Origin of the sequence: Hymenobacter duratus, from assembly GCF_014698995.1 — a bacterium.
In the GTDB taxonomy this organism is placed as follows: Bacteria; Bacteroidota; Bacteroidia; order Cytophagales; family Hymenobacteraceae; genus Hymenobacter; species Hymenobacter duratus.
In genome coordinates, this window is the sequence record NZ_JACWZZ010000004.1 from 452255 (window position 1) to 473341 (window position 21087).

18 protein-coding genes are annotated in these 21087 nt (G+C 58.9%); 9 read left to right on the forward strand and 9 right to left on the reverse strand.

The genetic code is table 11. The annotated features are described in order from the left end of the window. Nucleotides 1-3: 3 nt before the first annotated feature. Nucleotides 4-1230, reverse strand: a complete 1227-nt coding sequence (locus IC231_RS18045; RefSeq protein ID WP_185886408.1) for an alanine dehydrogenase — start codon at nucleotides 1228-1230, stop codon at nucleotides 4-6. A gap of 90 nt (nucleotides 1231-1320) precedes the next feature. Beyond that, nucleotides 1321-1746: a tRNA (adenosine(37)-N6)-threonylcarbamoyltransferase complex ATPase subunit type 1 TsaE gene (tsaE, locus tag IC231_RS18050; RefSeq protein WP_190785870.1), complete on the reverse strand. Its 426-nt coding sequence runs from the start codon at nucleotides 1744-1746 to the stop codon at nucleotides 1321-1323. A gap of 110 nt (nucleotides 1747-1856) precedes the next feature. On the opposite strand from tsaE, the gene IC231_RS18055 reads away from it, so the two are divergent. The 5 genes from IC231_RS18055 to IC231_RS18075 all read left to right on the forward strand — a co-directional run bounded on the left by IC231_RS18055 (nucleotide 1857) and on the right by IC231_RS18075 (nucleotide 10145). After that, entirely contained in the window at nucleotides 1857-3113 is a 1257-nt protein-coding gene (locus IC231_RS18055; RefSeq protein WP_190785871.1) for a pyridoxal phosphate-dependent aminotransferase, read from the forward strand. A gap of 311 nt (nucleotides 3114-3424) precedes the next feature. Continuing rightward, nucleotides 3425-5881 carry an outer membrane beta-barrel protein gene (locus tag IC231_RS18060; RefSeq protein ID WP_190785872.1) on the forward strand — a complete coding sequence of 819 codons (2457 nt, stop codon included), beginning with the start codon at nucleotides 3425-3427 and terminating at the stop codon, nucleotides 5879-5881. A 198-nt stretch (nucleotides 5882-6079) separates the two neighbouring features. Then, a complete protein-coding gene (locus IC231_RS18065) occupies nucleotides 6080-6520 on the forward strand; it encodes a MarR family winged helix-turn-helix transcriptional regulator (protein WP_190785873.1) in 441 nt (146 codons plus the stop codon). A 281-nt stretch (nucleotides 6521-6801) separates the two neighbouring features. Continuing rightward, the gene (locus IC231_RS18070) at nucleotides 6802-9291 is read left to right on the forward strand and encodes an outer membrane beta-barrel protein (RefSeq protein ID WP_190785874.1); all 2490 of its coding nucleotides are present in this window, start codon (nucleotides 6802-6804) and stop codon (nucleotides 9289-9291) included. 134 nt (nucleotides 9292-9425) lie between these two features. Beyond that, nucleotides 9426-10145: a tRNA1(Val) (adenine(37)-N6)-methyltransferase gene (locus tag IC231_RS18075; RefSeq protein WP_211539175.1), complete on the forward strand. Its 720-nt coding sequence runs from the start codon at nucleotides 9426-9428 to the stop codon at nucleotides 10143-10145. A 25-nt stretch (nucleotides 10146-10170) separates the two neighbouring features. Here IC231_RS18075 and IC231_RS18080 read toward each other — a convergent pair whose 3' ends face one another. From IC231_RS18080 to IC231_RS18090, 3 genes are all read right to left on the reverse strand, one after another. After that, entirely contained in the window at nucleotides 10171-10869 is a 699-nt protein-coding gene (locus IC231_RS18080) for an ATP-binding cassette domain-containing protein (RefSeq protein WP_190785875.1), read from the reverse strand. Further along, entirely contained in the window at nucleotides 10862-11260 is a 399-nt protein-coding gene (locus IC231_RS18085; protein ID WP_190785876.1) for a hypothetical protein, read from the reverse strand. The genes IC231_RS18080 and IC231_RS18085 overlap by 8 nt, the downstream gene beginning before the upstream one ends. Nucleotides 11261-11864: 604 nt before the next feature. Beyond that, entirely contained in the window at nucleotides 11865-13244 is a 1380-nt protein-coding gene (locus tag IC231_RS18090) for a saccharopine dehydrogenase family protein (protein ID WP_190785877.1), read from the reverse strand. A 287-nt stretch (nucleotides 13245-13531) separates the two neighbouring features. Between IC231_RS18090 and cdd the strand changes: the two genes are divergently transcribed. Together cdd and IC231_RS18100 are read left to right on the forward strand one after the other, a co-directional pair. Next, the gene (gene cdd, locus IC231_RS18095; protein ID WP_190785878.1) at nucleotides 13532-14023 is read left to right on the forward strand and encodes a cytidine deaminase; all 492 of its coding nucleotides are present in this window, start codon (nucleotides 13532-13534) and stop codon (nucleotides 14021-14023) included. 5 nt (nucleotides 14024-14028) lie between these two features. After that, a complete protein-coding gene (locus IC231_RS18100; protein WP_190785879.1) occupies nucleotides 14029-14682 on the forward strand; it encodes an alpha/beta hydrolase in 654 nt (217 codons plus the stop codon). Nucleotides 14683-14749: 67 nt separating this feature from the next. Here the strand turns inward: IC231_RS18100 and IC231_RS18105 are convergent, their stop codons facing one another. The 4 genes from IC231_RS18105 to IC231_RS18120 all read right to left on the reverse strand — a co-directional run bounded on the left by IC231_RS18105 (nucleotide 14750) and on the right by IC231_RS18120 (nucleotide 19395). Beyond that, nucleotides 14750-15496 (reverse strand): SDR family NAD(P)-dependent oxidoreductase, encoded by a 747-nt coding sequence (locus IC231_RS18105; RefSeq protein ID WP_190785880.1) that lies wholly within the window; start codon nucleotides 15494-15496, stop codon nucleotides 14750-14752. A gap of 62 nt (nucleotides 15497-15558) precedes the next feature. Continuing rightward, nucleotides 15559-16383 carry a type IX secretion/gliding motility protein PorT/SprT gene (porT, locus tag IC231_RS18110; RefSeq protein ID WP_190785881.1) on the reverse strand — a complete coding sequence of 275 codons (825 nt, stop codon included), beginning with the start codon at nucleotides 16381-16383 and terminating at the stop codon, nucleotides 15559-15561. Then, nucleotides 16332-17060, reverse strand: coding sequence for a bifunctional demethylmenaquinone methyltransferase/2-methoxy-6-polyprenyl-1,4-benzoquinol methylase UbiE (gene ubiE / locus IC231_RS18115; RefSeq protein ID WP_185886421.1), 729 nt, complete (start codon nucleotides 17058-17060; stop codon nucleotides 16332-16334). Before ubiE ends, porT begins: the two co-directional genes overlap by 52 nt. A gap of 127 nt (nucleotides 17061-17187) precedes the next feature. Beyond that, nucleotides 17188-19395: an OmpA family protein gene (locus IC231_RS18120; protein ID WP_211539177.1), complete on the reverse strand. Its 2208-nt coding sequence runs from the start codon at nucleotides 19393-19395 to the stop codon at nucleotides 17188-17190. 492 nt (nucleotides 19396-19887) lie between these two features. Here IC231_RS18120 and yihA point away from each other — a divergent pair, with 492 nt between their 5' ends. Together yihA and IC231_RS18130 are read left to right on the forward strand one after the other, a co-directional pair. Next, the gene (yihA, locus tag IC231_RS18125; RefSeq protein ID WP_190785883.1) at nucleotides 19888-20505 is read left to right on the forward strand and encodes a ribosome biogenesis GTP-binding protein YihA/YsxC; all 618 of its coding nucleotides are present in this window, start codon (nucleotides 19888-19890) and stop codon (nucleotides 20503-20505) included. Nucleotides 20506-20582: 77 nt separating this feature from the next. After that, nucleotides 20583-21065 carry an energy transducer TonB gene (locus IC231_RS18130; protein ID WP_211539178.1) on the forward strand — a complete coding sequence of 161 codons (483 nt, stop codon included), beginning with the start codon at nucleotides 20583-20585 and terminating at the stop codon, nucleotides 21063-21065. The last annotated feature ends 22 nt before the right edge of the window (nucleotides 21066-21087 follow it).

Here is a 21087-nt window from a genome sequence, read left to right on the forward strand (position 1 = left end):
CTGTCAGTTACGCACGGCAATCATCAGCCCCAGTTCCTTATAGCGCATGTTGAAGCGCTTGGCAATGGTGGCGTTGGTGAGCGACCCTTTGTAGATGTAGACGCCGCTACGGAAATGCTCATTCGTGAACAGTACCTCATTGATGCCACCGTGCTGGCTGATTTCCTGCAGAATGGGCGTGAAGATGTTACTCAGAGCATTGGTGGCAGTACGCGGCACGCGGCTGGCAATGTTGGGCACGCAGTAATGAATCACGTCGTACTTGCGGAAGACGGGCTTGCTGTGGCTGGTCATTTCGCTCGTCTCGAAGCAGCCACCCTGGTCGATGCTCACATCGATGATGACGGAGCCGGGCGCCATGCTGGAAACCATGCTTTCGGGCACCATAAACGGCACCCGGCCGTCCTCGGCGTTCAGGGCCCCAATCACCACATCGGCACGCCGGATCTGCTGGCTCAAGGCAAATGTATCGAGGGTACTGGTGTATAGCTGTGTACCTAGATTCTGCTTCAGGCGCCGCAGTTTATACAAGTGATTATCAAACACTTTTACCTCAGCCCCTAGTCCGGTAGCAGCGCGGGCAGCGTACTCAGCTACCGTGCCTGCACCCAGAATCACGACCTGTGACGGAGGCACACCCGTGATACCGCCCAAGATGATGCCTTTGCCTTCGTTGGAGCGCGCCAAGTATTCGGCCGCAATCAGCATGACGGTGGAGCCGGCTATTTCGCTCATGGCCCGCACTACCGGCCGCGCTCCGCTCGGGTCCTTAATCAGCTCGAAGCTGATGGCGCTGATTTTTTTGCGCGTGAGGGCCGTAACGTACTCGGAGGTGAGTGTACCAAACTGCAGCGCCGATATCAGCGTCTGATTGGAGCGCAGAAACTCGATTTCGTCGTGGGTGGGCGGCGCCACTTTCAGGATGAGGTCGGCTTCGTATACCTCTTTTTGCGAGTAAGCAATAGTGGCCCCGGCTTCGGAGTAGTCGTGGTCGGAGTACTTGCTGGGTTCACCGGCCCCGCTTTCCATCACAATTTCGTGTCCTTCTTCCACCAGATGCTTCACGGCTTCCGGCGTCAGGCAGATGCGGTTTTCCTGCAGCGAGGTTTCGCGGGGCAGCCCAATAAACAGCTTACGCTTCCGGGTTTCCACAGCCAGCATGGATTCCTGCGTGAAGTAGGCGCGGCTCGTGGCCAACGACTCAAATCCGGGTGGTACTGCTTCGGGCATCTCTGATAGGTATGAATTAGAAAGTAGTAGATCTGAAATTCAGCATTTTACAAACGAATTCTTTACAACTCGCTGCCTCCGTCTGATTCCTTATTTCTTAATTTCTAATTGAAGAGTGCGAGACTCTTCGCCGGTGACATGAAGGGTGATGAGCAGCCGCTCTGGTGGCAACAGCGCCTCAATGCGGCTGGGCCACTCTATCAGGCAAAGATAGCCGGAATCGAAGTACTCCAACGCCCCGATGCCTACTGCTTCGGCTGGTTCATTGAGGCGGTAGAAGTCGAAGTGGTAAATGGGCTGATTCTGCGCGTCGCGGTACTCGTTTACCAGCGCAAAAGTGGGGCTACTCACCTCATCCTGCACGCCCATACTCTGGCAGAGCGCCTTGATGAAGGTGGTTTTGCCGGCCCCCATTTCGCCTTCGAAACACACAATGGAGTGCTCCTGTAGTGCCTCACGCACCTGGGCGGCTACGGCGGGCAGCGCCGCCAGCGTCGGAAGTTCAAAAGTCAGCATGGGCTGCAAGGTAGGCAGAGCGTTCAGCAAAATCCGCACTACTGTGCACCGTTGGCCGTAGCATTTGCCGCTGCACCTCTTACTTTTGGCCGACCACAAACCCCTTCCTCATGCAAGTTTCGCGAATGGCCGGCAGCCTTATCGGCTCCGAAATCATCAAAATCGGCAATGAAGTCAACGACATGATCCGCAAGGGGGAGCAGATATGCAACCTCACCATCGGTGACTTCGACCCGGCTATTTTCCCCATTCCGACGGAGCTGCAGCACGAAATTACGGCAGCGTATCAAGCCGGCCATACCAACTATCCGCCTGCCAACGGCATAGCCGCGCTCCGCGAAGCTGCCACCGCCTTCACAAAGGAGCGGCTGGGCCTGGCCTATTCCCCCAACGACGTACTGGTGGCGGGTGGCTCCCGGCCTCTCATCTATGCCACGTACCTCGCCGTGGTAGACCCCGGCGACAAAGTAGTATTTCCGGTGCCGAGCTGGAATAACAACCACTACTGTCACCTCTCGGGCGCCGAGGCCGTGATGGTAGAAACCTCGCCCGAAAACAACTTCATGCCTACGGCCGCCGAGCTGGCTCCGCATTTGGCCGGCGCCACGCTCCTGGCCCTCTGCTCGCCGCTCAACCCCACGGGCACAGTATTCACCAAAGAAAACCTGGCGGACATCTGCGACTTGGTGGTGGCGGAGAACCAGCGCCGCCAGCCCGGCGAAAAGCCTCTTTACCTGCTCTACGACCAGATTTACTGGATGCTCACCTTTGGCCAGACCGGACACTTCGACCCAGTAAACCTGCGCCCTGAGCTGCGCGACTATGTCATCTACATCGACGGCATCTCAAAATGTCTGGCTGCTACCGGCGTGCGGGTGGGCTACGCCTTCGGGCCGGCGGTGGTCATCGATAAGATGAAGTCCATTCTGGGCCACGTAGGAGCCTGGGCCCCGAAAGCCGAGCAGGTAGCCACAGCTAAGTTTCTACCGAATACGCCGGCTGTCGACGGTTTTGTGGACGAGTTCAAGGACAACATCCAGCGCAGCCTCGACACCCTGCACCATGGTTTGCAGGAGCTAAAAGGCGCTGGCTACCCCGTCGACTCCATCGTGCCGATGGGCGCTATTTACCTCACGGCCAAGCTGGATGTATTGGGCAAAACCACGGCGACCGGGCAGGTACTACGCACCACAAAGGAGCTGACCTCCTACCTCATCAGCGAAGCCCGGCTGGCGCTGGTGCCGTTCAGTGCCTTCGGGACCTCCGATACGGCTCCCTGGTTCCGGATGTCAGTGGGAGGCGCTTCGCTGGAATCTATTGAGGCAGCCCTGCCCCGGTTGCGGGCAGCGCTGGATGCGCTGAAATAGGTCGTCGTTCTGCTGTTATAGACTGCCTTCGAGCTACCTCGGTCCATTAGGGCCGGGGTAGTTTTGTTTGGGCTATGTAGCTTCAGTTCCGGCGTGCTACTGGGCTGCCGGTTTTCCCAAAACCTGCGAGGCCAAATCGGTCTTTCTTTCTATCTTTCCTTCCACTACTCAAAAGCGGGCCTTGGTAAAGGCCCAAAACAGTTTAGTTAACCGCTCTATACTCTACCCGGCTTTGCTTCTTTCCAGCCCTGGAATTGCGAGGCCTCGCCACACGCCACCTATTGCACGCTCCACTTTTTTACCACCGGACTGTGCACACACGCTTTTCTACCAGCTTTCTGGGCTGGATATGGCGCCTCTCAGTAGCGCTGCTTTTTTTGCCTCAGGTTTCTGCTGCCCAGATACCTGCTGCTCCAATTCCGGGAGTGGTGCGCTCAGCCGCAGGCCTTCCCCTGGCCTACGCTACCGTTGTATTGCACCGTGCCACCGATTCCGTGGCCGTTAAAACCGAATTCAGCGACGCGGAGGGCAAGTTTCTGCTCATGCCGCCGGCGGCGGGCCGCTACCTGTTGTCGGTGCTACATATCGGCTACCGGCAGGCCTGGGCGGGGCCGCTGGAAACCAGTGCCGCCGTGGGGCCAGTGCTGGTCGTTACGCTCACGCCCAGCGCGGCCCAGCAACTGCGCGGCGTGACCGTGACGGCGCAAAAGCCGGCTTTTGAACGCCTGCCCGACCGCACGATTGTGCATGTGGAAGGCAACACGCTGGCTGCCGGCAACACGGTGCTGGAGGTGCTGGGCCGGGCACCGGGCGTGACAGTAAGCGGCAGCGACAATCTGAGCCTGCGCGGCAAGCAGGGCGTACTGGTGCTCATTGATGGCAAGCGAGTACCGATGACCGGTGCCGAGCTGGCCTCGATGCTGCGTGCCCTGCCCGCCGAGCAGGTGAAAACTATCGAGCTGATAACGAACCCGCCGGCCAAATACGACGCCCAGGGCGGTGCCGGTATCATTGCCATCAACCTCAAGAAAGACCAGCGCTTCGGCACCAATGGCAGCGTGAATGCCAGCTACGGCCGCGGCCAGTACGGCAAGCATACTTCCGGTTTTTCCCTGAATCATCGCAGTGCCCACTTCAACCTCTACGGCACCTACGCCTACACGGACCGCCGCAACTTCCAGAACCTGACCTTCAACCGCCGCTATCTGCAGGACGGGCAGGCGCAGACCAGCAGCCAGCAGCTCAATGAAATGCGCAACCACCTGCAGTCACACACCTGGAAAACGGGGCTGGACTATACTGCGGGCAAACGAACCACGCTGGGCGCCATGCTCAGCGGCCTGGCCAGCAACTCGCCGTGGGAAGGCACCAACGCATCGGAGTTTTTCAACGCCCAGAATGCTTCCACGGCCCGCTACAGCTCCTGGAACCTGCGCAATCTGCGCACGCCCAATGTAGCCGGCAACCTGACGCTCCGCCATACGTTCCGGCCCGACTCAGCAGGCACTCCGGAGCTGACCGCCGACGCCGATATGGCCCGCTTTGGTATCACGCGGCTGCTGAATCTGGCTACCTCCTACGCGCTACCGGCTCGCACTCCTGCTTCCCTTGTTGGCACCCACGATGGCACGCTCACCATTCAGTCGGTGAAGGCCGACTACGTGCGGCCGTTGCCGCGGGGCCTGCGCCTGGAAGCCGGCGCCAAGTCCAGCTGGGTGCAGTCAAACAACAGCCTGATATTCTACCGCACCGAAAACGCCGTTACCTACCTCGATACAAACCAGTCGAACGATTTCAGCTACGACGAGAATATCCATGCCGCTTATCTGAGCCTGACCCGCACCCGCCCTGCCCTGACGCTGACCGCCGGCCTGCGGGCCGAGCAAACCAACGCCACCGGACGGCAGACCATTGGCAACGAAAACTTCGACCGGCACTATTTCCAGCTCTTTCCGAACCTGAGCTTGAGCCGCACGCTTTCGGAAACGCAGGCCGTGGGATTTTCGCTGAGCCGCCGCCTCGACCGGCCCACCTACAACCAGCTCAACCCCTTTCGCTCCTTCGTGGATGCTACCTCCTACCGCGCCGGCAACCCCTACCTGCTGCCCCAGACCAACTACAGCGCCGAGCTGACCTACACCTGGCGCCAGAAGTACGTCACCGGCCTGAGCTACGCCTACGCCCGCCAGCCCATCGTGAGCGTATACCTGGCCCAGCCCAGCCTGCTGGTAGCGGCCACCGACGTGAACCTGCGCACGCGCCACTACTACGCCTTCACGCTTACGGCCCCGCTGGCGCCCACCAAATGGTGGCAGCTCTACGCCGATGCTGAGCTGTTCTTCATCTATTTCGAGGGCAGCCTGGGCGACACAGCCCCACCCGCCGGCCAGCCGGGCGCTATTCTGAATGCCAACAGCACATTTACGCTGGGCAAGGGCTGGACCGCCGACCTCAATGGCAGCTACCATTCCCGGGAGCGGTATGCGTTTCAGGTAGTGAATGCCTTCGGGCAGGTGGGCATAGGCATCCAGAAAAGCTTTTTCGACGGCCGCGCCACACTGCGGGCCAATGCCACCGACCTGCTCTATACCGCACCGGTGCAGGCCACCTCCCGCTACGTAGTCTTCGAGGAAACCTTCCGCTCCACGCAGGACACCCGCGTGGCTACCCTGGCCTTCACCTACCGGTTCGGCAGCAACGAGGTGGCACCGGCCCGCAAGCGCGCCACTGGCGCCGAGGACGAAAAGCGCCGCGCCATCAGTCAGTAACCTTCAAATTGCTGCCACTGTATCCGGCGTCCGATGTATTGGGCGCCGGATTTCTTGTTGGGTACTCCAAAGCCATTAACCACGGATTACCAGACTTAGTGGGCAGAGCGCACAGCATCTCCAATATTTTTTTGCTCAGCAAAGCAACTTCAATGATATATCATACATCTATAGGTTATCATTCCTGAAATTCCCTTTATGCTCTCCAGTGTCATCTTTTACTCGCTCGATAAGGCCATCCGGCAGTACCGGAAGCTGGCGCAAGCCAACATCGACCGGGCCGGTATTGCCATTACCATCGACCAGTGGCTGGTGCTACGCGTGATTCAGGAGCACGACGACCTCACCCAGGCCGACATTGCCGATCGGGTTTTCAAAGACCAAGCCTCGGTAGCGCGCATGATCAGTCTGCTGACCAAGCGCGGCCTGCTGGCGGCGGTGCCTCTGCCCTCCGATGGCCGCCGCAGCCAGCTCCGCGTGACCAAGGAAGGCGAGCAGGTACTGAGTGATGTGCAGCCAGTGGTGCTCAGCAACCGCAGCTTAGCACTGCAAGGCCTCTCTGAAGACGACCTAACCCTATTGCGCAACATGCTGGAACGCATCTACCTGAATTGCAGCGCACGGGCCCCTACTCCCTAGTAGTTAATTCACTCTCTGTCAGCCGCCTTAAGAACCACCTGTTGGTAGCACTTGATAAATAGTAAAAACAAAATTTGCTTCTACGAAAATATTCGTATATAATTGTACGAATAAATTCGTAGACATATCGAATCCTTCCTACAGCGGCTGACGAGCGGTGTAGGAAGTTCCACTACAAGCTCGCTGCTCCGGCCTTTCGGCCGCCTCTGCTACTCCGCTACCTTCTTCTAGCAGCTCATCCTTCCTTTCCTTCTTTTCACTAGCGACACGTCGTCTGGCTCATGAAAACCCTACTTACTCGGCTGCTTGGGCAGCTGGCCTTCCTTGTTATTGCTTTTCCGGTAGCTGTCTTTCCTGCGCACTATGCGGCGGCACAGGCTACCGGCGCGGTTCGCGGCGCGGTACAGGATGCCACGGGCAAGCCACTGGAGTTTGCTACGCTCACGCTGCACCGGGCTGCCGATTCGGTGGTCGTAAAATCGGAGTTCAGCGACGAAAAGGGTACGTACCGCCTGGGGCCAGTGGCGCCGGGGCGCTATCTGGTACTGGCCTCACAGGTGGGGTTTGTGCGGCGCTGGAGCACACCGGTAGAAGTGGCCGGCAGCGACGTGAGCCTGCCGCCTCTCGCGCTGACAGCCAGCGGGGCCACTACCCTGAAGGAAGTGACAGTAGTAGGCCAGAAACCACTGTTTGAGCGCCTCGCCGACCGTACCGTGGTGAATGTGGAAGGCAGCACGCTGGCAGCGGGGGCCTCGTCGCTGGAGGTGCTGGGCCGTTCGCCGGGTGTGACGGTAGACGGCAATGACAACCTGGCCCTACGTGGCCGCCAAGGCGTGCTGGTGCTCATTGACGGCAAGCGCCAGCCCATGACGGGCACTGAACTGGCCGACTACTTGCGCGCCCTTCCCGCCGACCAAGTGAAGAATATTGAGCTGATAACGAACCCACCAGCGAAATACGACGCCCAGGGTAGTGCTGGCATTATTGCCATCAACCTTAAAAAGGACCAGCGCCTAGGCACCAACGGCACTCTCAATGCCAGCTACGGACGGGGGCAGTCCAGCGTTGATAAATACACAACGGGCCTTTCGCTCAACCACCGCCGCAAGGGCCTGAACCTGTTTGGGAGCTACACCTACGCCGACCGGGAGAACTTTGGGGACCTAATGATTCATCGGGACTTTTTCAGCTATCCGGACGGGCAGCGCACCTTCACGGGCAGCACCGAGCAGGACAACTTCAGCAAAGGGCGCGGCCGTTCCCATACCTGGAAAGCCGGCCTCGACTACGACCTGACCGAACGGACAGTGCTGGGCGCAACAGTAAGCGGCGTGAACTTTCGGTTCAACCAGGATGGCACCAACAACTCCGATCAGCTGGCCGCAAACAACAGCCTGCAACGCCGGTATCAGTCGCTGAACACGCGCAGCATTGTGGCGCCCAACGTGGCCGGGAATTTAAATTTCCGCCACACCTTCAAAGCCGATTCGGTGGGGCCGCGCGAGCTAACGGCCGACGCCGATGTGGCGCGCTACGACGCACGCCGCCTGCAGCAGCTGAGTACGACTTACACCTTCCCCACTGATTCCCTCGATTTCCTCGACAGCAACCAGCACGGCCAGCTCGACATCTGGTCGGTGAAGGCGGACTACACGCAGTTGCTGAGCAAGCACCTGACGATGGAAGCCGGCGGGAAAGTAAGCTGGGTGACGTCGGACAATGATCTGCTGTTCCGGATTCCGGGGCCGGACGGAGTAGGACTGGTGCGCGACGCCCGCCGCTCCAACCGCTTTCTGTACGACGAGAACATCAACGCAGGCTACGTAAATTTCAACTACGCCAAGCCGGGCTGGACGCTGCAGGCCGGCCTGCGGGGCGAACAAACCAAGGCCACAGGCGTGCCCGAAGACCCAACCCAGGGCTTCGACCGCAACTACTTTCAGCTGTTTCCGAGCGCGGCCGTGAAGCGGGAATTTTCCAAAACGCACGAGGTTTCTCTGTCCTTGAGCCGCCGCATCGACCGGCCTTCCTATGGACAGCTCAACCCATTCAAATCCTACATCGACGCAACAACCTATGGTGCCGGCAACCCCGATCTGCTGCCCCAGACGAGCTACAACTTTGAGCTTACGCACACTTTTCGCCAGAAATACAGCCTCGGGCTCAGCTACAGTGTCACAACTGACCCCATTATCGGGACGGTGCAGCCAGCGCCGGAAGGTGGCCGGGCCGTGGTGTCGACGAACCAGAACTTAGGGCAGCAGCAGTACACGGCCCTCACCCTAACTGCTCCGCTGGAACTGGCCAAGTGGTGGAGCATGACCAATAACTTGGTGGTGTATTACAACCATTTCACCGGTGACCTGGCTGGCACGCGCCTCAATGCGGGAAAAGCGGCTTACAATGTCAATAGCACTAGCTCTTTCACTATTGGCAAAGGCTGGAGCGCCGACTTAACGGCTTTCTACCAGTCGCCGGAAGTGTATGGCTTTTTTCAGGTGCGGCCACAGGGCCAGGTAACGGCCGGAGTTCAGAAGACGGTGTGGGACCGGAAGGGCACTCTAAAGCTGAACATGACGGATATCTTCTTCACCGACTATGTGCGTGCTACTTCCTCCTACGAGAACTATGTGGAGCGCTTCACTCAGCGCCGCGACTCCCGCGTAGCAACCCTTTCGTTCAGCTACCGCATCGGCAACGACAAGGTAGCACCTACCAAGCGCCGCTCAGGCGGCGCTGAGGACGAGAAACGCCGTGCTGGCGGATCATAGCCAGCATGCTCTGCGCAAAAAAAGCGTCAGCCAGGTAGGCTGGCGCTTTTTTATGCGTGTTGTGGCCAGCCGGAAGCTACTGATGTGGGCATAAAGCAGGACCTTTGCTCGTCTTCCTTTGTATTTCGCGCCGAGTGGCCAATTCCTATTTCCAGTTCAAGCAGTTCCGCATCGAGCAGGGTGAGTGCGCCATGAAGGTGAGCACCGATGCCTGCGTACTGGGTGCCGCCGCCGACCTTGGCCAGGCGCATCGCATACTGGATATTGGCACCGGCACCGGGCTGCTGGCCCTGATGGCTGCCCAGCGCAATGCCGGCGCCCGGATAGAAGCCGTAGAGCTGGAGCCGGCCGCAGCGGCGCAGGCGGCGGCCAATTTCGCGGCCAGCCCTTGGGCCGCGCGGCTCTGGCTGCACGCGCTGCCGCTGGCACAGTTCGCGGCCACCCAGCCCATTCCCTTCGACCACATTCTCTGCAACCCGCCCTTTTTCCGCCACTCACTCCGCTCCCCTAATGCGCAGCGGACCACTGCCCGCCATACCGCCGACGATACGCTTTCCTTCCCCGAACTGGCCCGCTTTGCATCTGATTTTCTGACACCTATCGGGCGTCTCACGGTACTACTACCGCCGCCGGAAATGCGGCACTTCGAGGAAGCTGCGGCGCAGGCAGGTCTGTGGCCGCTAACAAGGCTGGTGCTCCAGCACCGCGCCGGTAGTAAGCCGCTACGCCATATCACGGCTTTTTCGCGGCAAAAACAGCCGGCTCAGCAGCATGAGCTGTTGGTAAAAGATGACGTGGAGGAATACTCAGCAGCGTTTCGGACGTTGCTACAGGATTTTTACCTAGCGTTTTAGTAGAGAAGCCTCCGGTATTTGCCCGTTACAGTGGCAGCAAGCGGTGTACCTGCGCCAGCTTATTCTGGTAGAAACCGTCGAGCAGGTCGGCCTGCACCTGGCCAAACTCGGCCGCCTGGTAGCGGCGGCGTACGGTACCATCAGCCAATACTGTGAGTTCGTCGCAGAGTTCGGTGAGGGAGCCCAGCAAGTGCGAGGTCAGCAGAATACCGGTACCCTGCCCGCGTAGCCGCCGCAGTATTTCCATCAGCAGCAGGTTGGTGTTGAGTTCGAGGCCGTTGAAGGGCTCATCCAGGATAAGGTAGCGGAAGGGCTGCACGAGGAGCGCTAGGAGTGCCAGCTTCTTCTTCATGCCCGCCGAATACTCCTCGGCATATTGGTCGAGCGGCAGCTCCAGAAGCTGATTCCAGCCCTCAAAATCAACTAAGGCTCGGCCACGGGCCTGCAGCGTAAACTCTAGGTACTCGCGGCCAGTGAGGCGCGGATAGAAGTACGGCTCGTAGGGCAGCAGGCCTGTACACGGGCGAATAGATAGGCCTGTAGTTTCGCGCACGGTGCCCTGGTAGTCGTGGTGCAGGCCGTAGAGGCAGTGCAGCAGCGTGGTTTTTCCGGCCCCATTCGCCCCGACGAGGCCATGCAGGGTGCCGGGCCGCAGGTTCAGGCTGACATCGTGCACCACTTCATGCGTGCCGAAAGCCTTGCGCAAACCACTTACTTCAATCATGGCGAAAGGTGGAAAGCCGCTGCCGACTTTTCCAGATAAGTCCGAAAAAAGCCACCGCCAGCAGCGCCGGATACACCGGATGGCCGGCGGCCAGCACGCTCAGGGCCAGCACCGCGCCCTGCGTAAGCCGCACCAGCACCGCGCTGGGGTAGAAAGCATAGCGGGCCAGCACTATCATTATGAGCAGCGCCGTGCCCCAGAGCATGAGTAAGGCTGCGCCGCCTCTTCCGGCAGGCCCGCTGCCCATCACCCAGGCAAAAGGCAGCGCCGTCAGCCCGAAATAAAGCAGTGCCAGCCCCACCCGCCGCTGCAGCCAGGTACCCGGCTGCCGAAGTGCCGGCAGCAGCAGCGTCCAGGGTTCCGGCGTGCCGTAGTGCGAGGCAAAAAGCATTGTCCAGATGCCAAGCCCCAGGGCCGGTGCCACCGAATACTGATGCCACCACAGCGCCCCCCCCCAATAGCGCCAGCCACCACAACCAGGCGCTGGTCTGCCGGAAGCCGCTTACCAGCTCCAGCGCTTCGCTCCGCAGCATACTGCGCCGGGGCCGCGCCGAACTCCGGGCCTGCGCGGCAGACACCCAGGCACAGGACAGGGCCAGCGCTACGGTCAGCAGGCTGGCTCCTACCCTGCCAAAAGCCAGCAGCGCACCTGCCGCCGGCAGGCTCCACAACGCGTATTCGGCGGCCAGCCACCAGCGATACTCAGGCGCGGCAAGATGCAGGAAGGACAAATCAGCACGGCGGCGGTGCTGGCTGCAAACCAATAGCATCACCAACAGCGGCACTACCCACTGGCCAGCCGGATGCGGAGCCAACACAAACAGTGCGCGGGCCAGAGCCAGTAGCAGCATCGGGCCCAGCAGCACCATTCGCCACCAGCCCAGTTCAGCCAGCAGCCGGCTCAGCACGCGCAGCCGCAGCAGTAAATAGGTAGTCATGGAGTCGGGAAGGAAGCGGAGCCTGCACAACGCCGAAACACGCTTCTTCGTCTGGCCTTAGCTCGCAAGCATATTCCGGGAAGCCACGTTTTCCGTTTCCTCGAACCGAATGCTGTAGTCGGCGGCCAGCTCTGCCAGAATCGGCTGGTACAGGTCGGAGCTGGTGGGAATGACGACACCGCACCGCCTTACTTCGCCACGCGCCAGCCGCCGCACGGCCATGCCCAGTGGCAGGCCCACGGTTTTGGCCATGGCCGTGTGCGTGGCATCATCGCCGAGCACCACCAGTGAGGAGGTACTGTGATAGTGTACGCCTTCCAACACGAACTCAAACAGGTGCTGCATCACAATCATGTCGTGGTCGTGGGGCTGCAGCTGCCATTTGTCGGTCAGCAGGCGCTCCAGCAGCTGTGCGGGCGTTGCATCGGCCAGCCCCACGGGCCTGTCGGTGAATAGTTCCAGCCACTGCAGGCGCTGCATTTCGGGGCCGGCCAGCGGCAGGTTCAGGTAGCTGGCGCACTGGCTGGCCAGCTCGGTTTCGGACGCCGCTCGCGGCACCGCTACCGGCAGGTATGACTCGATTAGCTCCCGCCAAGGCAGGTCGGCGGTGTTTCCGATATGCACGGAGTCATCGGTGAGGCCCAGGCGCACCAGCGCGTGCCAGGCGGCGCAGTAGCCAGCCCGGCGCAGCGTGCCGCGCAGGATGGTCGGGATGTCGTCGAGGCCATAAGGGGCGCGGTAGCTGAGCGAGTCGCGGTTGGCGTAGCCGTCGAAGCTGCCGTAGCCGGGCACTTCTATCGGCTCGGTGCGCGCAAACAGGTGCTGGTACGGAATAAAGCGGGCCCGGCCGTTTTCGAGGTACTTAGCCGTGCTCTGGCCGGCCAACACTACATTGCGCGGGTTCCAGGTGAACTTGTACTTCCACGGATTGTCGCCCTCCGAATCGGGGGCCAGCAGCCCGCCGCAATAGGACTTGAACGAGGTGATATGCCCGCCCCGCGCCCGGATGTGCTCTATCACGGCCATTGCCGACATATGGTCGAGGCCAGGATCGAGGCCGCACTCCATAAGCAGCGTGATGCCCGCCTGCTGCGCTTCGGCATGCAGCTCCCGGATTTCCTCACTCACATAGCTGGCCGTGGCCAGGTGCCGTCCCAGCCGCACGCAGGCCCGCGCCACAGGCCCATGAAACAGCGCCGGCAGCATTGAAATAACGATGTCGGAGCCAGCTACCAGATTCTCCAGCCGGGCCTCATCCTGAATATCGAAGGACACAGCGCGGGCGTACTCACTGTGCGCAGCCAGCACCGGCACCAGATGGGCCGGATTCACATCAGCCACCGTGAGCTGCCAGTTTTCGAGGGGCGCGTAGCGAAGCAGGTACTGAATAAGCGAGGAGGCCGAGCGGCCGGCACCGAGCAGGGTAATACGGGTCATCGGGGAAAATTGGGTGGAAAGGGACCATCAGCAGGAGCCGGCTTGTGTAGAGTCAGGCTCCGGATCAGCTGCCAAATCAGGCCCAATTCTAGCGAATTCCGGGGAGTATGGAAGGTTAGCTACTGGCTTCTTCGACCTTTTTGGCTCCTCTGCCAGCTCTGGTTCTCCTCCGCTTGCAGCAGCAGACCATGGCGCACTCATCCCTAAAGGAAATTGTAGTACATTCACCGCCCCTTATCCAACCGGGGCCGCCAGCGGTACCGGGCTTTCCTTTTCCTGCCTACTCAATGGCCCATCCGCTCCACCTCACCATCAACGTCGAGGTTCTTTCTGAAGCCGAACTGACACCCGCCGAAGCCGCTACCTGGCAGGCTGCCCGCGCCGCCACCGACCACGCTTACGCCCCCTACTCCCACTTCCACGTCGGCGCGTCGCTGCTGCTGGATGACGGCACCATTTTCCGGGGCACCAATCAGGAAAACGCTGCCTTTCCCTCGGGTCTTTGTGCCGAGCGCACGGCGCTGTTTGGCCTAGCAGCTTCTCAGCCCGAGCGCCGCATTCTGGGCATGGCGGTAGCGGCCCGGCCCGCTTCCGGCGACTTTGTAGCCGTAACGTCGTGCGGGGCCTGCCGGCAGGTGATGGCCGAGTATGAGCACCGCCAGCAGCAGGCCATTCCGCTGCTGCTGCCCGGCCCCGATGGCAGCATCTACCGTTTCCGCAGCCTCTCCGACCTGCTGCCTTTCGGCTTCACCGCCGACGATTTGCCGCAGAAAGGCTAAGCCGGATGGCCCAGGAGCACCATCTTGCCGTCACGCGCACAGCTCGCTATTTTCAGTTGGGGGAACTGTCAGCCACTACCCGGCAGGTGTGGTTTGTGTGCCACGGCTACGGCCAGCTGGCGCAGTATTTCATCCGCCATTTTACTATCCTCTCCGCCTCCGACCCAACGCTGGTAATTGTTGCGCCGGAGGGTCTGTCGCGCTTCTACCTGCAGGGCACCGGCGGCCGTGTGGGCGCTACTTGGATGACGCGCGAAGACCGACTCACGGAAATCGACGACTATGTTGCGTACCTGAACCAGTTGGCGGCATCAGTACTAGCAATCGTGCCGGCTGATGTGCGCGTGACGGCACTGGGCTTCTCGCAGGGCGCCGCTACCGTAAGCCGCTGGCTGGCCCGAGCCGCTTTCCGCCCGGCCCGGCTCATCCTCTGGGCCGGCGCCTTCCCGCCCGATATCGATTTCACGGTGGCTTCGCACTTGCTGCAGGGCCTGCCGGTTTCGCTAGTCTGCGGCGACGAAGACGAATTCATCAAGCCCGAAGACGTGGAAAAGCAGCGCGCATTTCTGCGGCGACTGGGTGTAGAGCCCCTAGTCATCGGCTTTGCCGGCAAGCACACGCTGCACCCCGGCGTGCTGCAGCAGCTGTCGGCTTCCTGAATAAGTAAGTAAAACCTACGAAAAAAGCGCCGGGCTTTGGGGCCGGCGCTTTTTTGTTTGGGGGGTTCTACTGTTTGTGGATAGTAGTGGCGGCCCCCTGCGCGGTCGGGAACAGCAGTACTTCGGCCACATTCACGTGCGGCGGGCGCGTCACCATGAACTGGATTACGTCAGCCACGTCTTCGGGCCGCAGTGGCTCGAAGCCCTTGTAGACCTGTTTGGCCCGCGCTTCGTCGCCTTTGAAGCGCACGTTGGAAAACTCCGTTTCCACAGCTCCGGGGTTCACTTCAGCCACGCGGATATTGTGCGGCAGCAGATCCAGCCGCATCGTCTTGGTCAGCATCGATACGGCGGCTTTAGAGGCGCAGTACACGTTGCCATTGGCATACGCCTCCGAGCCGGCCACGGACCCGATGTTGATGATGTGGCCCACCTGGCGGCGCGTCATGGCGGGCAATACAGCGCGACTCACGTAGAGCAGGCCTTTCACATTACCGTCGAGCATGGCATCCCAGTCGGCGGGGTCGCCGTCCTGCACTGGCGCCAAGCCGTGGGCGTTGCCGGCATTATTGATGAGGACGTCAATAGCAGCAAACTGTGTGGGCAGGCTCGCGACTGCCTCCTCTACGGCAGTCCGGTCGCGCACATCAAACGTCAGGATATGGACTGGTGTGCCGCTCAGTTCCTGCGCCAGTTCCTCCAGCCGCTCCCGGCGGCGGCCCGTCAGGACGAGTTGAAAGCCGGATTTTGCCAACGCAACGGCCGTAGCCCGGCCAATTCCCGACGAAGCGCCGGTAATAAAAGCAGTCTGCATGTCTTCAGATAAAGGGTTGCAAAAAGACCGTCTTGCGGGACGGTCTTTCGGGATTCGATTTGCTATTCAAAATTAAGGTACAGCGTCACAGTGTTGCTTTTCAGGCTCTGTAGACTGCGGCTGTAGACGTTGTCCTCGGGCTGATACTGGTTGCTCAGGCCGTGCGAAAAGCGCAGTTCAGGCGCAAATTTGAAAAACGGATAGAACAGGTCCAGCCCTACGCCATACTCAATGGCCATGTCGCTGCGGGCCGTAGTGAGCTGGTTTTTCAGGGGGTCTTTGCGGCGGTTGCCCACGCTCACGCTGGGCTTGAGGCCACCCACCACATACACACGTGTGTTGCGCCGCCGCTCCGAATGAAACTTGAGCAGGACCGGAAAGTCTACTTGCGTGGCTCCGACCTCCTGGGTGGTTATTTCGGCCGGGTCATCCTCGTTCGTCGGATCGGGCGCGTAGCCAGCTGGCTTGAACTCAATCTGGCGCGTGATGAAGCTAACGCCCGGTGCAAAGCGCAGATTGAAAAAGTCCCCCAGGCGCGCGTCACCCACAAACCCAACTGCGAAGCCGGGGCTGCTGATGGCATTTGCCGTCACGCCACGGTTGGTGCCCTGGTTGGTGATGTAAGCCGGTGACTGCTCCAGCTTGTAGCGCGAAAAGTGCGGAGCAATGTAGAAACCGGGGTGAAACCATTTATCGTCGTAGCCAGGCAGGTTTTCCACCGTAATGGATTTGACCTTGCCGCCTTTGCCACGGCTGGCGCTGGCCCGGCTTTTTTTCTGGGCTTCGGTACTCAACGGCACAGCCAGAGCCAGCAGCCCCAGCAATGCGAAGCGGCCTATTTGTGCGCGGTGTAAATGGAGCTTATGCCGAACGTGAGGGGTTGCCATGCGGGAGAAGTAAAGCCAACCTGCCGGAGAATAGCCAGAAAGTCGGGGCCGTCCGGGAAAGCCTGCACCGATTCGGGCAGGTAGGTATAGGCGGCGCGGTCTTTGGAAATCAGTTTACCGAATACCGGCAGAATATGCCGGAAGTAGAAGTTGTAGGCCTGCTTCATAGGGAAGGCCGTGGGCTTGGAAAACTCCAGTATCACGAGTTTGCCGCCCGGCCGCAGTACCCGCCGCATTTCGGCGAGGCCAATGGCCAGGTTTTCGAAGTTGCGCACCCCAAACGAAGCCGTTACGGCGTCGAAATGGTTGTCGGGGAACGGTAGGTTTTCGGAGTCGCCCAGTTCCAGTTGGATCCGGTTGGTGAGGCCTTTTGCCTGCAGCTTGCGACGCCCCACCTCCAGCATGCCTTCCGAAATATCCACGCCTGTCACCTGCGCGTCTTTGGAGGCGGCGCGCAGCGTTTCAATGGCGAAGTCGGCCGTGCCGGTAGCAATGTCCAGAATGCGGGCCGGGCGCAGCTGCTTCAACTCTCCTACCGCTTTGCGGCGCCAGTAGATGTCCGTGCCGGCGCTCAGGAAGTGGTTCAGGAAGTCATATTTCCCGGCAATGCTGTTGAACATCTGCGCTACCTGCGACTTTTTGCCGGCGGTGTCGTCTTTATAGGGTACTACGGCCATGGTTCTGGGGCGAACAACGAGAATTCAGGGGCGAAATTGCCCAAACATAACGTGGGTTGGGCCATTATGTTGAAAAAAAACGGGCCGGACAAATTGCCCGGCCCGTTTTCTAGCGGTTGAAAGCGGCTTAGTCGTTGTCCGTCTTCACTTTGGTCTTTTCGCCATTGGCGTCTTTGGTCTTGGCATCGATGGTACCGTCTTTGGTCTTGGTCTTCGATTCCTCGCCGTTAGCGCCTTTGGTTTTCACTTTTACTTTGTCGCTGTCCTCGTCCACTTTGGTTTTCACCTTGGTGCCGTCGGCCATCTTCACCTTGCTTTTGCCAGGTTGCAGCGGCGTAGTGCGGGCCGGAGCAGCGGAAGTCGGAGCAGGCGTGGTCATGGTTGGCATAGCTTCGCCTTCCTTCAGAATCACGCGGAACTCTACGCGGCGGTTAAGCTGCATGTTCTCCGGCGAATCATTGCCGGCAGCCGGACGACGCTCACCGTAGCTAACCGTTACCATGCGCGTTTCGCCGATACCCTGCTTCTTCAGGTAGTTATAGGCGGCGTCAGCACGGTTCTGGCCCAGTACCATGTTGTACTCGTCGGTGTTGCGCGAGTCGCAATGGCCTTCGATGGAGATGTTTACGCCGGGGTTAGCCTTCAGAATCGAACTGATGTTGTTCAGCTCGGTAATAGACTCCGGACGCAGCTTGTATTTGTCGGTGTCGAAGTAAATCTTCTTGAAGGCAAACATGCCCGTAGCACTCGTGTCGATGTAGTCAACATAGAAATCCTTGTTGATTACCGTCGAGTCGTTGGTCGACACAGGTATGGCAAATTCCTCGGTACCTACGTTCTGGCCATCTTTCGACAGCGCTACCTGGTAGGTACGGCCCGAAAGCACACTTACCTGATAGTCGCCGGTTTCAGGCTTGGTGATGTCGCGGTAGCTAAGTGCCGTTTTATCGGCTTGCGTGCCACTAAACACCAGCTCTACACCCGGAATAACAGTGCTGTCACGCTTCGTATACACCTTACCACGGATGATGGCGTTTTTGATGTAGTTGATGGTGTAGATATCCTTTTCACCGTAGCCACCGATGCGGTACGACGACAGGTAGGCATACGAACCATCTGGGCTCAGGCGGTAGTAAGTATCGTCATCCGGCGTGTTCACGGGGTAGCCCATGTTCTCGGGACGGCCCCATTTGTTACCAATCGAGTCAAACTCCGACTTGAAGATGTCGTAGCCGCCCATGGTGTTGTGGCCGCGCGAAGCAAAGTACAGCGTCTTGCCGTCCTTGCTCAAGAACGGGCTGTCGTCGTCATACTTGGTGTTGATGGCGTTGCCTACCGATTTGGCTTCACCCCAGTCACCACCCTGCTGGCGGGTAGCGTAATAGATGTCCAGCGTACCGTCTTCCGAATACTTGCCCGTAGAGAAGTAGATGGTCCGTCCGTCTGGCGTGATGTACGCATCCGACTCGAAAGCCTTCGAGTTGATGTTGTCGTTGAGCTTCTTAGGCTCCGTCCAGTCCGTACCCGACTTCTCGGCATACATGATGTCGCCGTTCTCATCGTTGCGGTACATCAGCAGCTTCGTGTCGTTGTCGAAGACCTGAATAGAAGCGTCGTGGCCTTTGCCATTAAGCACGGAGCTCAGCGAGCGAGGCTTCTCCCAGTTCTCATCGTCGATGCGGGTAGCCTCGTAGATGTTCTCGTAGTACTGACCGTCAGCAGCAAGATTTTTGTCCTTCTTCTTGCCTTTCGCATCATCCGCTACCGGAATGTTGCTCATGTTGTCAGAACGCGAGGTGAACAGCAGCAGCTTGTCGTCCTGCGAGATAACCGGGCTATGCTCCGAGTACGGCGTGTTGATGGTGGGCCCCAGGTTTTTCACGAAGATGTCCTTGGGGCTGTTGAACTGCACCTTGGCATTCTTCGAGTGCTGGATCAGCTGGGCAAGCTCCGCTTTGCGGGTGTCCTTCTGTTTCAGCGTAGCGTTGTATGCCTGGTAGTGCGAAATAGCCTCATCAAAGTTGTAGTTGAGGTGATCCACACGGCCCAGCCAGTACTCCACATCTTTCGAAACCTTGGGTTTCAGTTTCTGAGCCTTGTAGATATAGTCGCTGGCTTTCTCTTTGTCGAATGACATGTAGGAGATGCCGGCGCGGAACAGGGCCAGGGCGTTGTTGGGCTCCTTGGCCAACACTTGCTCGTAGAAAGGGATGGATGCCCGGTAGTTCTCTTGTTCAAAGAACTTATTTGCAGTCTTCAGCTGCTTCCGCACGCTCTGGGCCAGCGCGGGCTGGGCCACGGCCGCGGTAAGAGCGAAGGCGCAAGAGGCTTTCAATAACCTTCTGACTAAGTTGTCCATTTTAGGAGGGGTTTGAGGAATAAGGAGTTGCAGAGGAGATTCCCGAGAACGGAAGGCAACCTGTCGGTGCTGTGCTTTGCGTAAGATGCCTCTTATACTGAAAACACGTTCTAGGGTTAAGCAGGGAACTATTTTTTTCGCGACAGAAAGGCTTCAACTAACCGTTCCGCGCCACTTCACATAGCTTTCCTGCTGGTGCGTAAGGCATCAATTTGGGGGCAAAGATAGAAATTTTATAATACCACCTCAATCTTATCCAATTGACGCAGAATTTTACTGCGGAAAATGCTCAAAATCATAATTCTCAGTTGTTAGCTGCCTTTCAGCAAAGAATGTGAAGCACGCAAATATAGAGGCGCTTTGTATACTACAAGAATTTCAATCAAAAATTTATATTCCGTTTGCGCTATTCGGAAGTAGCGTTTACAAACCCTCTACCTTTGCCGCAGTACTCCTTACTATTTTCCTATGCAAATCCGTGACGCAACCTTTCTGATGAGCAATTCGCGGGTAGAGCAATGCCCGCCGCCCACGCTGCCCGAATACGCCTTTATCGGCCGTTCCAACGTGGGCAAGTCCTCACTCATCAACATGCTGACTGAGCGCAAGGGCTTGGCTAAAACGTCTTCTCTGCCTGGCAAAACGCAGCTCATTAACCATTTTCTCATTAATAAGGAGTGGTACCTCGTGGATTTGCCGGGCTACGGCTACGCGAAGGTGAGCAAAGAGAGCCGCGTGCAATGGGCCCGGATGATTAATTTCTACCTCCGCCAGCGCGAAAACCTGACGTGTGTGTTTGTGCTGATTGACTCCCGTCACTCGGCTCAGGCCGTCGACCTGGAGTTTATGGAAATGCTCGGATCTGAGGGCATTCCGTTTGTGATGGTATTTACCAAAGCCGACAAACAATCGGGCAGCCGCACGCACCAGAACGTGGTGGACTACATGCAGAAGATGAGCGAAAGCTGGGACGAGGTGCCGCGGCATTTTATTACGTCGGCAGAAGAGAAAACGGGCCGCGAAGAGATACTCGGCTTCATTGCCGACATCAACCAGCAGCTAGTCCAAACGCAGGAGAATGTGTAGATTGGCCCTGTAATTGTCATGGCGCCACCCGTAGCCACGTGGGCTTACTTCACTCCTTCACTCCTCCTTCCACTCACATGAAGAAAATCACACTCGTGCTGGCGCTGGGCCTGATGGCCAGCACTGTACCAGCGTTGGCGCAGAAAACCAAGGTAAAGATCAAAACCGACGGCCCGGCTCCGGAAACGACGGCCCCTGCTACGGAAGCCGCGCCTGCACAGGCCCCAGCTGCCGGCAATGTAAGCAAGGCCATTCCGGTGGCTGAATACTATGAAGGAGGCCAGGAGGCAATGTATGCCTTCATCGAGAAAGAAAAGAAATACCCTATTCTGGCCCGCCGCAACCGGATTCAGGGCACCTGCATCGTAAGCTTCACGCTGACGACCAGTGGCACGCTGGAAGGCATCAAGCTGGTAAAAAACATTGGCGGCGGCTGCGGCGAAGAAGCGCTACGCGTAGTACGTTTGCTCCAGTTCAAAAAGCCCGATTACGCTATTCTCACCAGCCTGCCCATCGTGTTTAAGCTGGGCGCCCCCGGCCAAGCCGCCGCAACTGAGTAACTTTGCCCGTTCAAACAACCAT